We start from the raw sequence: 12,614 nt of genomic DNA, 5'->3' as shown, positions 1-12,614 counted from the left end.
ATGAAAGAAGAACATTACAGTGATAGGGTTGGTAAATATGTTTGTTTTTGAGGACTATTATGGCAATCAAGTGCGATTGTCCTTTGCCGATCATCCATTTGCGAAAGCACCAGACCATGTATGGATCGTGTGCCGTTTTCAAGAAAAGTGGCTGTTGACTGACCATCGGGAGCGCGGGCTTGAGTTTCCTGGTGGGAAGATAGAAGCAAGGGAAAGTCCGACACAGGCAGCTGTTCGCGAGGTGTTGGAGGAAACGGGTGGAGTGGTGGATGAGCTTACATATATCGGACAGTACAAAGTCGGCGAAGCGTTAGTGAAAAATATTTATTTTGCCAACATAAAAGCACTGAAGCCGCGTCAAAACTATTTGGAAACAAACGGGCCTGTCTTATTGACGGAACTGCCAACAAACGTACGAGAAGACAGCCGATTCAGTTTTATTATGAAAGACGAAGTGCTTGTTTACACGCTTGCCGAAATAAAAAGACGTTCGTTATGTTCGAACGCCTTTAGCGGTTTTTCATGAGTTTTTTTTCGAACCATGCCACCGCTTGGTACATTACGGTGGCTAAGCAAGCAATGATGAGGAGGCTCAATAACACTAGGGTAAAATGGAACACTTGGAATCCGTAAATAATCATATAGCCAAGCCCTTGTTTTGACACGAGAAATTCGCCAACCATGACCCCGACCCACGATAGCCCGACGTTGACTTTTAATGTCGAAATAATGGTCGGAAACGACGCCGGTAGTACAGCTTCTTTGAAACATTGCCACCGGTTTGCGCCAAACGTTTTTAATACTTTCAAGTAATTAGGATCGACTTCGCGAAATGAGGTGTAGACGACAATCGTCGTAATGATGACGGAGATGAGTGTCCCCATGGCGATAATCGAAGAAAAATTCGGTCCTAATGCGACAATAAGAATCGGTCCGAGCGCTACTTTTGGCATAGCGTTTAAAACGACTAAATATGGGTCGGTGATTTTCGATAGGCGTGGAAACCACCAAAGAAGTGCGGCAAAGCATGTGCCAAGCAAAGTACCGAACAAAAATCCAAGCACCGTTTCAAATAGCGTAACGCTTGTATGGAGAAAAAGCGAACCGTCTTTCACTTTTTGCACCAATAATGTAGCGATGGCGGATGGAGAACTAAATAAGAGCGGATCGATCCATTGGTTTCGGCTCGCCGTTTCCCAAAGCGTGAAAAATGCGATGCAAATGAGAAGCTGATACGATCGGACTAGCCGTTTTTCTTTCCGAAGCGATGCGACATATTGGGCATGAAGGGCTTGAAGGCGGTTATTGATTAGGTTCAAGGGAATCAAGCTCCTTCCAAAGAAACTGAAACAAATCGGAAAATGCGGGATGCTGCCGCGCATGAAATGGTGATAGCTGCCGCAATTCGCTCGGAACGAGAAAGGTGCGAACGAGCCGTCCAGGTTTTGCTGAGAACAAGAAAATACGATCGCTCATCGCGATTGCTTCGCCGATATCGTGTGTGACGAGCAAGGCGGTTTTTCCAAAGTCTTTTAACGTTTGCCAAACGAGTTCTTCTAGCTTTAGTTTTGTTTGGTAATCTAGTGCCGAAAATGGTTCATCAAGGAGCAAGATTTTCGGGTTTGTTGCCATTGTTCGCACTAACGCTGCCCGTTGGCGCATCCCACCCGATAACTGGTTCGGATAATGCTGCTCTGTTCCTTTTAGACCGATTCGATTCAGTAGCTCGAGTGCTTGTTGCCGTGTTTCTTGTGTGTCGATGCCCATAATAGTTAGTCCAAGTAAAATGTTTTCTTCAATCGTTTTCCACGGGAATAAATAATCTTGTTGCAGCATGTAGCCGACAGATGGATGCATTGACTGAATTTTTTCCCCTTCCAATGTAACCGTCCCTTCGGTTGGCCGTAGGAGGGAAGCGATAATCGAAAGCAACGTCGTTTTTCCGCAGCCGCTTGGGCCGAGAAAGGAGACAAATTCTCCTTTCTCAATGGAAAGCGACACATTGTCTAATGCGGGGATTGCTGTTTTTTCCGTAAAGTACGTATGGCTGACGCGATGGACGACTAAGAAGCTCATCATGTTCACCTGCCACGATTATTTTGCCATTGCTTTTTTCGCAAAAGAGGTATTCACAAGGATGTCATGATCAATGTGTTTCGGCAGTTCTCCAGCTTCTTTCATAATGTTTTGCAAGTTCTCCCATTCTTTTTCATCTAAAATTGGGTTTGTTGCATAAGAACTTTGTTGCTTGTAGCGGTCAATGACCGTTTCGATTAGTTTGACGTCCGTGTCTTTAAAATACGGATGAATGACTTTGGCGATTTCTGCTGCGCTATGTGCATCGACCCATTGCTGCGCTTTGTAGAGGGCACGGGTGAATTTTTCGATTGTCTCTTGATTGTTTTTCATAAAGCTTTGTTTTGCCATAAATGTTGTATATGGGACGTGACCGGACTCTGTTCCAAACGAAGCGACGATATATCCTTTTCCTTGTTGTTCAAAAACGCTCGCGGTTGGCTCGAATAATTGAACGAAGTCGCCAGTACCGCTCGCAAAAGCATTGGCAAGATTGGCAAAATCGATGTTTTGAATGAGGTTTAAGTCTTTGTGCGGGTCAATTCCGTGTTTCTTTAAGACAAATTCACCAACCATTTGTGGCATGCCGCCTTTCCGTTGCCCGAGGAACGTGCTTCCTTTTAACATTTCCCACGAGAAGTGATCGATTTTTTTCCGCGACACGAGAAACGTTCCGTCCGTTTGGGTGAGTTGCCCAACGCTAACTTTTAAACAGGTTCGGTTTACTTCAATGTGTAATCGAGCGTTAGCTTTTTCCCTTTCCCTTTCTCCCGATACATTACAATTCTTTCGAAAATGCTAAAGAGAAGTTCTTTTTTCGTGAAATCGTCTGCTTGTTCGAATTGCTGTTTAAAATCGGTCATCTTGCTTATTCGATTATATTTCTCCTCAATGGACTCTTTCTCCTCTAATTCACATTCGCTTAATGTTTCGTAAATTTCTTTTTCTTTCTCGTTTAATTCATTAATTTTTGCGAATAGCTCCTCTTTCGGAATGGGATTGTTATCGTCCATGTATAAATCATACCATTTTTCTTTTTGTCGTTTTATCTTTTCCAGCTCTTTTGTTAGGGCAGAAACGTCGATTGTCTTCGGTTCATCGAACTGGTGAGAGAACTTGGACATAAAATATTCTTTCGATGTGATGAGCAATTGAACTTCCGCGAGCAATGACTCTAAAATATTCTTCTCGTGTGTAATTCGGTTACACTTTAAACATCGATAATACGTTTTTTGTTCACGTTTATCAAAAGAGCCTTGCATTTTATGTTCATTGCAATTGCCACAATATAAGAGACCAGTAAAAAGAAATTTCCCAACTCTTGACCGATCTACTTCTCTTTTTTCCCTTTCTTTCTGCACTTTTTTGAATAACGGCTCACTAATAATCGCTGGATGATTGTTCGGAACGACTTTATTCCCCCATCGATATGTGCCGATGTAAATATCATTTGTTAAAATATCGCGGATAGAAATATGATTCCACTCTTTGGCGATGCGCGGCTTGATTCCTAATTCATTTAGTCGATCGGCGATGCTCCGATATCCATACCCATCGCAATACAATCGATATATCATTTGAACCGTCTTCGCTTCCTCTTCGACAACCGTGCAATTAAAATCTTTATCGAATTTGTAACCATATGGGGAATGTCCGCCAGGCTTTTTCCCCTCATCAATCATTTGTTCGATACCAAATTTCACGCGCTCGGCAAGGTTTTCGCGCTCCCATTGCGCAAGCGCAGCCACAAGCGTAATAAATAGCCTTCCCATTGCCGTGGAAGTGTCATATACCTCGGTTGCTGAACGAAACGCCACGTTGTATTTTTCAAACGTCTGGAGCAACAAATATAAGTCCAACACCGACCGTGTTAAGCGGTCTAACCGATAAACTAATATGATGTCGATGTTCCCTTTCTTGATATCTTTAAGCAATTGCCGCATTTGCGGTCGCTCTAAGTCTTTGGCAGACCATCCTTCTTCGATATACTCCTGCACAATCTCCCAGCCTTGGCTTGCACAAAATGCCCGCAGTCGTTCCCGTTGCGCTGGGATGGAAAACCCCTCTTTCGCTTGTTCGTCTGTACTGACTCGAACGTAAATGGCGACTTTCATTTTGGTTGAGCCTCCTTGGAAAAACAAATTACAGAACTATGCTAACAAAAATAGAGCGCCCGTATTGAGCGCTTTATAAGAGGAGAATGATTAATGAACCACTTCGTTTACACTTTCGGTTGGGAATGTAAACGGCCAAGGCATATTTTTAAGTTCATTTTTTCTTTTCGAGAAATCTAAAATAGTTACGCCTGTTAGCGCATCTGTTTCCATGTCATACCGAATGTATACCCCATCTTCAAAATCTTCTGCGTAGGAAGGGCGCGGTTCCCCAAATGAAATATATAAAACGTCGCATTCTTCATCGTAGTGAATTTTCACTTGTTCTTTCATAAATGACCGTTCCCTCCTTTTCCGCGTTAATTTTCTTTTGGAATAGTCCCGTGACTACATATCCATATTCCGTTGAAGTATGGTCAACCACTGTTTTTATATTTAAAAGTGGGTAGGTAGCCATATCGCTTTTCCCAACATACAACCAGCGATTAGGGTTCTGTTTGCTTTGGATGATGAGATGAGGATTTTCAACCGTTTCTTTCATGGCATGCTCGTTCCCCTTCATCTCTGGGTGATGATCCAATATATGCTCTTCGAAACGAGCCTTCTCCAAAAACACTCGTTTACCGTATGGATCCTTAGTATCAAATATATAAATACTCGCTGTTGAAGATGAATGCTTTTCCTGCATTAATTTTTTGCATCCCCTTCTCTAAGATTAATTATCCCTCTTTCTTGGAGTTCTTGCAATTGTTCTGGAGAAGGTGGATTAGGGATAGAACCAAATGTCTCTTCATAAATACGAACATGATCCAATAAAAGATGTGCAAAAACTTTGGCATGTTGTGGACTCATAAAGATTCTGACGGTGTCCTCTTTGGTGTTATCAGGGTTTAAAATAGAAAACTCCATGACCATATCGTATAATTGCAGAGCCATTTGTACATTATTTGCATAGTAAGTTTTCTTTTCCATCATTATTCCCCCTGTTAGTATTACTTATTATAGGTTTTTCTATAAAAAAAGGTGATTTCCTTCAAAAATTTTAACTTAAAAGTGAAAAAGAGCAACCATTTGCGTTGCTCTTTTAAATTTCTGACGTCAAAAATTTAAAACCACTTTCTTCAATTTCCCTATGATGCGCACATTTTTCATGTCGCTCTTTTGCACAACAATTGGCTGATACTTCGGGTTTTCACTTTGCAAAATAATCGTGCCGTTTGTTTTGTACACTCGTTTCAAAACGATTTCGTCGTCGATAAGGACAGCGGCAATCTCTCCACTTTCCACATCCTCTTGCCTGCGGATGAGTAACAGGTCGCCGTCCATAATGCGAGCGTTTATCATGCTGTCACCTTTGGCACGCACGAAAAAGTATTCGCCGCCGTTCAACCAACTTGTCGGCACTTCTTCATACCCCTCAATCTCTTGGTATGCCAACACGCCATTTCCGCAGCTGACCGCCCCGACCACCGGGAGTTTGGTGAAAACAATCGATTTTACTTCATTTTCTTTCTTGGAAGGGAAAAAATCGTCAATACTAACTTTAAATATTTCTGACAATTTAAAAAGAACGTCTTGATTAGCTTTTCTTTCTCCGATTTCATATCTACTTACTGTTTGTTTAGTCGTGCCTAATAAGTCAGCCAATTCTTCTTGACTCATACCGCGTTTTAAACGAAATTCTTTTATTTTCTCTCCTACATATCTTTGTAAACTCAAATCAACACCTCCTTTCTAATAATCTAATAGAATATTAGCACAAAAGTAACCGTTTCGGAACAAAAATATAAAAAAAATAACAAAAAACTCTTTACAAGTAACCGTTTTGGTGATAGGATAACAATCAGAAGGAGGTGATAGGATGCAGGAAAAACTGATTATCCTTCGTAAAAAGCGAGGAGTGACCCAAAAACAACTCGCTGAATATCTAGGAATCACCGAAAAAACATATGGTTTGAAAGAACGCGGTGAATTTCAATTCACTTTAGAAGAAATGTTTAAACTACGAGATTTTTTCGGTAAAAGAATAGAAGATATTTTTTTACCCCGTAGTAACCAAAATGGTGACAAAACCGCATAAAGGAGGAACGCGATGAATCAGTTAGTTTTCATCGAAAGCAACCGTGTTGTAACAGACAGCTTAACGGTAGCGGAAGTGTTTGAGAAAGATCATCGAAACGTTGTACGTGATATTGAAGTACAGATCGAAAAATTGAATGAAGCTGGCGAAAGAGAATGGGGGGTGCTCAACTTTGAGCAGACCCACTACCAACACCCACAAAACAAGCAGTGGTACAAAAAATACCTTCTCACCGAAGAAGCGTTCACGTTGGTAGCCATGTCGTACACGACGCCAGAGGCAATGAAAATGAAGGTGCGGTTCATTGAGGAGTTTAAGCGCATGCGTGCGGAGCTGGAGAAGCAGAAACAGCCGTTCAAGTTGCCGACGACGTACAAAGAGGCGCTGTTGCAGTTAGTTGAGCAAGTGGAGCGAAACGAGCAATTGCAACTGCAAAACGCACAGAAAGACCAAATCATCAAAGAATTACAGCCGAAAGCGACTTATTACGATTTAATCCTGCAAAACAAATCGCTCATTTCGATTAGTAAAATTGCGAAAGACTACGGCATGAGCGCGATGAAAATGAACCAACTGTTGCATCAGCTCGGCATTCAATACAAACAAGGTGATTGCTGGTTGCTTTACTCCAAGTACCAAGACAAAGGGTACACGCAAAGTAAAACGCACACGATTGATTCAGAAACGAGCAAAATGCACACGTATTGGACGCAAAAAGGACGCTTATTCATCTATGAAATGTTGAAAAACAAACTCGGCATCCTTCCTCTTATCGAGAGGGACGAGCAAACCGCGTGAAAGGGGGTGAGGACAATGACAATGGAACAGCTTGAGCAAGCACTTTGTTCAATCAAGCATGCTAAACAAGAATTACAAATTGCGTTGGGGAGAGACCGTTACGAAAAAGTCGTAGAGGAAATCAAAGAAGTGTTATTGCGTAACGATCTCAATGAATATCAAGCGTATGAGTTGTTTAATCATCTAAGCGATATTTATCGATTGGAACGTATACATGTTTGAAATCGACTTGGAACAAGTCGTGAGACCCGTCGCTGTGACGACTTCTAAGCTCTTTGTTTAATTCGTTTACTGTACCTAACGAATGTTTAAGCATTTCTGTAAATTTTTCATTAAAACTAGCAATACAAAAAGGACAACGGATAGGCAAGTTCTTTTCCCAGTTGTTCCAGTAAACAGGAAAAGAATTTTCACAATTGTAGCATTTTACTTCGGCAAAAGTTATCAACTTATTCACCTCCTTTCCAGTGTCAACATTCGACAAAGGGAAGGAAAATCCTGCAATAACAAACCGCATAAAGGGGGTGAGGGGAATGGAAGTAAAAGTAAAACTATCTTGCTCAAACGTGGAAGAAGCAAAACGGATTGTCGAGCAACTACTCGAAATTGAAAAAGAGCACAGCGCACGCTGCACTCTTGTCGTGGAAATTGAAATCAGTTAACTCGGAATAACGATAAGTATTCAATATCGGACGATTCGAGCCATACGATATGGTTTTTACCGACAAACGACAGTATCCCTTTAGATGGAAGTGTAAAGTTTTCAAAGTCAGTGTTTTTAGACACAGAGCTGTCAGATTGACTTACGCGATTGATTGATACTAAATCAGCAACAGCAACAACTTTTCCAGATTTTAAAACAATTTCTGCATTCCAGCTCATTTGGACACCTCCTTTCCAGTGTCAACATTCGACAAAGGGAAGGAGAATCCTGCAAAAGGAGGTGAGGGAAATGGACATCGAGCAACGTCTAGCTGAATTAGAAGCACGTATCGCTAAATTGGAAAAAGAAGCCGCCGATAAGGCGACAGCTCCGAAGTCAGTGTCTATTCAACCACATGTACGTATTGATCCTTCGGCTGATCTCCAAAAGATATGCCGAGAATTGCATCACCGTATAAAAGAAAGTAACCGAGCTTGTACGGAGTACTAGGACTAGCATAAGGCTTGACTGTTACATTTTTAAGCAATACGAAACTAGAATCGTTTGTTAATCTCGCAACACCTTTTTCTATGTAGGATGAAAGCAGCGAGTCACGAGTCTTAAAAATGAGTGTATGAAGAAAATAAGTCGGATCAAATGCATCGTTTTCTTCTGATGGAATATATAGACTTCCTGATACTATTCCAAAGTGTGTAAAGAACCAAATTTCAGTATTCAGATCCATACTTATTTCTTCAGTCTTTCCGTTTCTTATATTTTCGATAACATTTGCAAAAGTTTTAGCTGTTAACGCTTTTAAATCTATACGTTCTTTTAAGAGGGTAGGAATTTCGTTATCTGATTTTTTATCCATCGTGTTATCACCTCCTTCCGTCGCTTTAATTCGACGAAAGGAAGGAGAATCCTGCAAGAGGGGTGGGAGTTAATGAGCGTTAGCGCTCCATTGCGAAAGAAGCTTATCAATCAGTTTGTTGAACATTTAGGATGGACCGTTGATGAAGCAGAAAACTTCATCGAACGGTCTGATCGAAGTGAATTAGCTTTTGTGATTGCGGCAATGCAACTCATATCGGTGAGGTGAGGGGAGATGGAAAAAAATTATTGCACAGATGAGAAGAATGTGCAAGCGTTAGTGGCTCTGGTTGAAAGAGACGAGAAGATGAAACACGCATTTCATTGTATCAGCTGGCACTTGTACCACTTTTGGGAAGATTCAAAAGTGGAGCAGTTGGCAGACCTCGGGATGGTCTGCGCAACGTGCAAATACGTTAACGCATGCAATTGGAATCATCTTAGTCGATTTTGGCTTCTCGAAGAGCTAACAACAGACATTCGATATAGTGCGCTCATCAGACCAAATCGTAAGAGATCTCAGGAAGATTGTTGTAAATAGGGCATTGTTGCCGATCTTCATAAGAACAACCATGTAGTGAGCCATAATCGCAATTAAACCCATTTTTCTTGTATCCGATTCGATGACTATTTATTGTTGGTACACGCGCATAGTAAACCGCGATGTCATATTCGCAATCTTGTTCTGGGCACGAACCATAAACAATCCGAATCATTGAAACCACCTCCTTTCATTGTCACCATTCGACAAGGAGGAGGAAAATCCTGCAAAAGGAGGTGAGAGGGAATGAAAGACATGATTAAACTACCGAACGAAACGCTCACAAAAGCAAAAGAACTTTTGCAATTCGCCTACGAAAAAGGATGGGACGAAGAAGACCTTTACGTTATCGCAAAGATCATCCTCGCCCATTACGAATAATGAGAGAGGGGGATATACATGAACAACCAAAGAGAACAAGCGTTCAACGACTTGGTGACGTACATTTGCAAACAGTGTCAGGAACACGGTTTTACATTAAGGGAACTCGAAAAAATACCGTCACTTGTCAGAAAGTTTTATTACGATAATGCGATTCCTTATAGAGATAAGAGGGACTAGCCCCTCTTATCCGGTGTGGCACTCAAAACTACAATACCAACAGCCATCGAAGTTCGTTTTTCCGGTTTCTCGTTTTGCTCGCTCGATTGCAGATTTACAGTCGTTTTCGTACCCGATCATTATGCGGTTGTCATAGTTAGGCAAATAAGAACAATCTTCGCTGTGAACTTCGTGGTTTCCTTTATTATCAACATGTTTGTTGTAGTAATAAAACTTTGCCATTTTTTATCACCTCCCTTCTCCGCCACTATTCGACACGAAGGGAGGAAATTCCTACAAACTGACAGGAGGGAAATAAAATGTCGGAAATTCAGAATGTTGTACACGATGATTCGTCGCATACATCTCCTAAAAAGGAGATGGTGAACGTGAAAAAACGAAAAAGAACGATGAAGCCGCCAGAAGTAGTCGTTCGGTGCGTAGGTGAACGGAAAGAACCGTCAAAAGAAGCGCTAGATAACTTTATCGAAATTTATATTCGGATGGTCAAGGAAAATGAAAAGCGCAGAAAGCAGAAAGAGCAAGAAATGAAGGGGGATAACAATGAAAATTAAACGTATCTCGTTCGATGAGCTTCCGGTGTTTGTACGTAACCATGTAAATGCGCTCTATAAACAACCGCAAATCATTCAATCGTCCATTTTGGAATTTGACGCTGTACCACCACTATACGTTGTGAGTGTGTTGGATTTGGATCGCAACATTATTACGGAAGTAACATTCGATGACGATAAAGGGTTACTGCACGAAAACGTTGTGACGTTAGGAACGGTGCTTGAAGCAATCAAGAAGTATCCTGAACGGTTCGGGCTTCGACTCCGAGAGGAGATGAAGCAATGAACGTATTAGAAAAAGACCGTCACTTGGCGGAGAAGCTGGTCAACTTCGGGGCGTTATGCTTACTCCAAGCGCGCCTGGAATTAATACACGATCACTTTGACGAAGCAGAGAAATGGGCGGAGGAATTCCTTCGCTGCAAGCGAGATTTGGACGAGCTTATTAGGCGGAAAGAACGGCACGATGAGTTGGTGAAAATCGTGGAAACGCTGCGTGAGAAAGGGATTGATATTGCAGTTGTAGCAAGAAAGGGGAATGAGTGATGAGTGTACGTTTCTTCACTACTCGTTTAATGAAAGTTTCAGAGATTCGGAGAGTTTGTGAGGTGATGCGGAACAATCCGTTCCACATCATGGTGTTTGAGTACCGAATGAAACAAAGGTTGCGTGAGCTACAACAAGAAAAACGGCCAGCGCGGCAACGCTAGCCCCCACACACCACCATTGTACTACACGCATACCCGACAGGTCTAGTGCCTGTCGTCATGGCTAGGAACTATCGGGTTCTCCCCCGCCCGTCACGTTTGTTCCTGGTCATGACGATGCGCACTGGCGCATTGACTACACGCAAAGGAGGTGAAGGGAATGACAAAAGAGCAAATCGCGTCTTTAGTTGAGCAACTCCAAGGTCTTAAAAAATACGAGTGGGAAAGAATTGCGCAACAAGTCAATCTATATTTCGCGTTAAAAGCCGCCAAGCTGGAGCTTGACGACTCTGAAGAATTGAAAAGAAACCTTGAAGTTGAGTTTAACCTTCGACGTTATTCGGATGTCATTGCCAAAACTGAGTGACGTTATTCGCTAACAACTTGGATAAAAATAGGGCTGATTCGATAGTCTTTCCCTTTGTAGTGAATATTCACATAGTCCAATTGATACATGGTATGTTCATCTTTTTTATTGGGACTCCAAATCTCAGCGTTTTCTTCCCACCAAACGGAAGGTTTGACCATACGTGGTCCCATTAAGCATGTATCATCGGATGAGAGATCGACCCATTCACCAAGAAGATTGGCGTATATCTTCTTCAAGGCTACTCACCCCCTTTCATTGTCACCATTCGACAAAAGAAAGGGGAATCCTGCAAAAGGAGGTGAGGAAATATGAAAGCATCCATTCAATTCAAGAATGCTGAAGAATTCCAGCATTTGCTTGAGAGAGCCGAAACTCTTGTAGAGCAACTACAGGAAACCCTTCAGCGGATCAATGAGTTTGAACCGAAATGTGAAGTGTATACAGAACGTTTGAAACCCAGCGATGCGGTAATAAAGCTTCCAGAGCCATTAAGCAAAGAGCGTATTCAAGAACTAGCAAAACCATTCATTTCACGACATGAATAAAATCGCGAGGGTCGAATGGCTCGTTTGGATCAAGGTTTGTTAATAAAACCGTAATGAACGCGCTTAGTCTAATGGATTCAGCGACACTAACGGAAACTAGCGCAGATATCAATTCATCATCTTTGAGTCCGAGTTGAATAAGGGTATCGTAATGGTTTCGAATACGATTGCTTATCTTAGGTTCAATAATCTCTTTGATTAAAGATTCATCAAGAATTTTGAATATTTCTTCGATTTTCTGAAACTTTTCTTTCATGCTTTCACCTCCCTTCTCCGCCACTATTAGACACGAAGGGAGGGAATTCCTACAAAAAAGGAGGTGAAAAGACGTGCAAGACTTAGAGCATCCAGCAATCACGAGAATGTTGCGGACAGGCTACCCATATCAGATTGAATCAGAACATTGGGGAGTAGATGCGTGCGGAGATGAAATTTTGTATGGCGATACAATCTACGAGTTTCCAGACGGGGAAGTCGTTCTTGAAGAAAACATTTGGCAGTATCTTATTGAAAATCTTGGTGTAGTACGAAAAATTGCGGAATGAAAAACGCCTCACTTGACGGAGTGAGACGTTTCAGAAAAAGGTGATTCCTTACTTCGAGCAGTTACTTACATAGTACAGGAGTCGCCGCGAAAAATCAAATGGAGGGATGAAAATGATTGAGTCAAGAGTTTGTGGGAGATTTTTTTTGATATTTCGATTCTCTGGATATATTTGGTTTAAATAACCCAGTGTTTGTAAGCGTTTTCT

Annotated in this window: 27 protein-coding genes and 1 pseudogene; 14 read left to right on the top strand and 14 right to left on the bottom strand. The window is 41.7% G+C overall.

The window, feature by feature from the left end; all coding sequences use genetic code 11:
* Nucleotides 1-37: 37 nt before the first annotated feature.
* The gene (ytkD, locus tag GGR02_RS14125; RefSeq protein WP_183185637.1) at nucleotides 38-526 is read left to right on the top strand and encodes an RNA deprotection pyrophosphohydrolase; all 489 of its coding nucleotides are present in this window, start codon (nucleotides 38-40) and stop codon (nucleotides 524-526) included.
* Here ytkD and GGR02_RS14120 read toward each other — a convergent pair.
* From GGR02_RS14120 to lexA, 8 genes and pseudogenes are all read right to left on the bottom strand, one after another.
* Nucleotides 510-1,310 (bottom strand): ABC transporter permease, encoded by an 801-nt coding sequence (locus GGR02_RS14120; protein ID WP_373286636.1) that lies wholly within the window; start codon nucleotides 1,308-1,310, stop codon nucleotides 510-512. The two genes, ytkD and GGR02_RS14120, sit on opposite strands and share 17 nt — an antisense overlap.
* Complete coding sequence (locus tag GGR02_RS14115; protein ID WP_183185635.1) at nucleotides 1,303-2,076, bottom strand: ABC transporter ATP-binding protein; 774 nt, start codon at nucleotides 2,074-2,076, stop codon at nucleotides 1,303-1,305. The genes GGR02_RS14120 and GGR02_RS14115 overlap by 8 nt, the downstream gene beginning before the upstream one ends.
* Before the next feature lie 18 nt (nucleotides 2,077-2,094).
* Nucleotides 2,095-2,781, bottom strand: a pseudogene (locus tag GGR02_RS14110) (ABC transporter substrate-binding protein); the annotation flags it as partial.
* Nucleotides 2,782-2,798: 17 nt separating this feature from the next.
* Entirely contained in the window at nucleotides 2,799-4,190 is a 1,392-nt protein-coding gene (locus GGR02_RS14105; RefSeq protein WP_183185634.1) for a recombinase family protein, read from the bottom strand.
* Nucleotides 4,191-4,280: 90 nt separating this feature from the next.
* On the bottom strand, nucleotides 4,281-4,523 hold the full coding sequence (locus GGR02_RS14100) for a DUF2283 domain-containing protein (protein ID WP_183185633.1): 243 nt from the start codon (nucleotides 4,521-4,523) through the stop codon (nucleotides 4,281-4,283).
* Nucleotides 4,492-4,878, bottom strand: a complete 387-nt coding sequence (locus tag GGR02_RS14095) for a hypothetical protein (protein WP_183185632.1) — start codon at nucleotides 4,876-4,878, stop codon at nucleotides 4,492-4,494. Before GGR02_RS14095 ends, GGR02_RS14100 begins: the two co-directional genes overlap by 32 nt.
* Entirely contained in the window at nucleotides 4,878-5,162 is a 285-nt protein-coding gene (locus tag GGR02_RS14090) for a DUF3467 domain-containing protein (RefSeq protein WP_035047892.1), read from the bottom strand. The genes GGR02_RS14095 and GGR02_RS14090 overlap by 1 nt, the downstream gene beginning before the upstream one ends.
* 126 nt (nucleotides 5,163-5,288) lie before the next feature.
* Nucleotides 5,289-5,909: a transcriptional repressor LexA gene (gene lexA / locus GGR02_RS14085; protein WP_229706226.1), complete on the bottom strand. Its 621-nt coding sequence runs from the start codon at nucleotides 5,907-5,909 to the stop codon at nucleotides 5,289-5,291.
* 142 nt (nucleotides 5,910-6,051) lie between these two features.
* On the opposite strand from lexA, the gene GGR02_RS14080 reads away from it, so the two are divergent.
* The 4 genes from GGR02_RS14080 (at nucleotide 6,052) to GGR02_RS17655 (ending at nucleotide 7,730) form a co-directional block, all read left to right on the top strand.
* Entirely contained in the window at nucleotides 6,052-6,270 is a 219-nt protein-coding gene (locus tag GGR02_RS14080; RefSeq protein ID WP_171699985.1) for a helix-turn-helix transcriptional regulator, read from the top strand.
* A 12-nt stretch (nucleotides 6,271-6,282) separates the two neighbouring features.
* On the top strand, nucleotides 6,283-7,068 hold the full coding sequence (locus tag GGR02_RS14075) for a Rha family transcriptional regulator (RefSeq protein ID WP_183185631.1): 786 nt from the start codon (nucleotides 6,283-6,285) through the stop codon (nucleotides 7,066-7,068).
* 15 nt (nucleotides 7,069-7,083) lie between these two features.
* Entirely contained in the window at nucleotides 7,084-7,290 is a 207-nt protein-coding gene (locus tag GGR02_RS14070) for a hypothetical protein (protein WP_183185630.1), read from the top strand.
* A gap of 311 nt (nucleotides 7,291-7,601) precedes the next feature.
* Nucleotides 7,602-7,730, top strand: a complete 129-nt coding sequence (locus GGR02_RS17655) for a hypothetical protein (protein ID WP_260175149.1) — start codon at nucleotides 7,602-7,604, stop codon at nucleotides 7,728-7,730.
* Here GGR02_RS17655 and GGR02_RS14065 read toward each other — a convergent pair.
* Nucleotides 7,723-7,950, bottom strand: coding sequence for a hypothetical protein (locus GGR02_RS14065; RefSeq protein WP_183185629.1), 228 nt, complete (start codon nucleotides 7,948-7,950; stop codon nucleotides 7,723-7,725). The genes GGR02_RS17655 and GGR02_RS14065 overlap by 8 nt on opposite strands.
* Before the next feature lie 164 nt (nucleotides 7,951-8,114).
* The gene (locus GGR02_RS14060) at nucleotides 8,115-8,585 is read right to left on the bottom strand and encodes a hypothetical protein (RefSeq protein WP_183185628.1); all 471 of its coding nucleotides are present in this window, start codon (nucleotides 8,583-8,585) and stop codon (nucleotides 8,115-8,117) included.
* A 72-nt stretch (nucleotides 8,586-8,657) separates the two neighbouring features.
* Here GGR02_RS14060 and GGR02_RS14055 point away from each other — a divergent pair, with 72 nt between their 5' ends.
* Nucleotides 8,658-8,813 (top strand): hypothetical protein, encoded by a 156-nt coding sequence (locus GGR02_RS14055; protein WP_183185627.1) that lies wholly within the window; start codon nucleotides 8,658-8,660, stop codon nucleotides 8,811-8,813.
* A 268-nt stretch (nucleotides 8,814-9,081) separates the two neighbouring features.
* Here the strand turns inward: GGR02_RS14055 and GGR02_RS14050 are convergent, their stop codons facing one another.
* Nucleotides 9,082-9,300, bottom strand: coding sequence for a hypothetical protein (locus tag GGR02_RS14050; RefSeq protein WP_183185626.1), 219 nt, complete (start codon nucleotides 9,298-9,300; stop codon nucleotides 9,082-9,084).
* 71 nt (nucleotides 9,301-9,371) lie between these two features.
* On the opposite strand from GGR02_RS14050, the gene GGR02_RS17650 reads away from it, so the two are divergent.
* Entirely contained in the window at nucleotides 9,372-9,506 is a 135-nt protein-coding gene (locus GGR02_RS17650) for a hypothetical protein (protein WP_260175148.1), read from the top strand.
* Nucleotides 9,507-9,692: 186 nt separating this feature from the next.
* Here the strand turns inward: GGR02_RS17650 and GGR02_RS14045 are convergent, their stop codons facing one another.
* Nucleotides 9,693-9,908 (bottom strand): hypothetical protein, encoded by a 216-nt coding sequence (locus tag GGR02_RS14045; RefSeq protein WP_183185625.1) that lies wholly within the window; start codon nucleotides 9,906-9,908, stop codon nucleotides 9,693-9,695.
* A 77-nt stretch (nucleotides 9,909-9,985) separates the two neighbouring features.
* Between GGR02_RS14045 and GGR02_RS14040 the strand changes: the two genes are divergently transcribed.
* From GGR02_RS14040 to GGR02_RS14020, 5 genes are all read left to right on the top strand, one after another.
* Nucleotides 9,986-10,240, top strand: a complete 255-nt coding sequence (locus tag GGR02_RS14040; RefSeq protein WP_229706228.1) for a hypothetical protein — start codon at nucleotides 9,986-9,988, stop codon at nucleotides 10,238-10,240.
* The gene (locus tag GGR02_RS14035) at nucleotides 10,230-10,526 is read left to right on the top strand and encodes a hypothetical protein (RefSeq protein WP_033018278.1); all 297 of its coding nucleotides are present in this window, start codon (nucleotides 10,230-10,232) and stop codon (nucleotides 10,524-10,526) included. Before GGR02_RS14040 ends, GGR02_RS14035 begins: the two co-directional genes overlap by 11 nt.
* Entirely contained in the window at nucleotides 10,523-10,786 is a 264-nt protein-coding gene (locus tag GGR02_RS14030) for a hypothetical protein (protein ID WP_183185624.1), read from the top strand. The genes GGR02_RS14035 and GGR02_RS14030 overlap by 4 nt, the downstream gene beginning before the upstream one ends.
* Nucleotides 10,786-10,950, top strand: coding sequence for a hypothetical protein (locus GGR02_RS14025; protein ID WP_180271054.1), 165 nt, complete (start codon nucleotides 10,786-10,788; stop codon nucleotides 10,948-10,950). Before GGR02_RS14030 ends, GGR02_RS14025 begins: the two co-directional genes overlap by 1 nt.
* A 157-nt stretch (nucleotides 10,951-11,107) precedes the next feature.
* Complete coding sequence (locus GGR02_RS14020; RefSeq protein ID WP_183185623.1) at nucleotides 11,108-11,314, top strand: hypothetical protein; 207 nt, start codon at nucleotides 11,108-11,110, stop codon at nucleotides 11,312-11,314.
* A gap of 2 nt (nucleotides 11,315-11,316) precedes the next feature.
* On the opposite strand, the gene GGR02_RS14015 is transcribed toward GGR02_RS14020, so the two are convergent.
* Nucleotides 11,317-11,553, bottom strand: a complete 237-nt coding sequence (locus GGR02_RS14015; protein ID WP_183185622.1) for a hypothetical protein — start codon at nucleotides 11,551-11,553, stop codon at nucleotides 11,317-11,319.
* 72 nt (nucleotides 11,554-11,625) lie between these two features.
* On the opposite strand from GGR02_RS14015, the gene GGR02_RS14010 reads away from it, so the two are divergent.
* Entirely contained in the window at nucleotides 11,626-11,862 is a 237-nt protein-coding gene (locus tag GGR02_RS14010; protein WP_183185667.1) for a hypothetical protein, read from the top strand.
* Here the strand turns inward: GGR02_RS14010 and GGR02_RS14005 are convergent.
* Nucleotides 11,843-12,118, bottom strand: a complete 276-nt coding sequence (locus GGR02_RS14005) for a hypothetical protein (RefSeq protein ID WP_183185621.1) — start codon at nucleotides 12,116-12,118, stop codon at nucleotides 11,843-11,845. The two genes, GGR02_RS14010 and GGR02_RS14005, sit on opposite strands and share 20 nt — an antisense overlap.
* 73 nt (nucleotides 12,119-12,191) lie before the next feature.
* Here GGR02_RS14005 and GGR02_RS14000 point away from each other — a divergent pair, with 73 nt between their 5' ends.
* Nucleotides 12,192-12,407, top strand: a complete 216-nt coding sequence (locus GGR02_RS14000; RefSeq protein ID WP_183185620.1) for a YqaI family protein — start codon at nucleotides 12,192-12,194, stop codon at nucleotides 12,405-12,407.
* Nucleotides 12,408-12,614: the final 207 nt, after the last annotated feature.

The organism is Anoxybacteroides voinovskiense (assembly GCF_014196205.1).
Lineage (GTDB): Bacteria > Bacillota > Bacilli > Bacillales > Anoxybacillaceae > Anoxybacteroides > Anoxybacteroides voinovskiense.
Note: the sequence above shows the minus strand (reverse complement) of the source record. Positions and strands in the feature narration are given on the sequence as shown.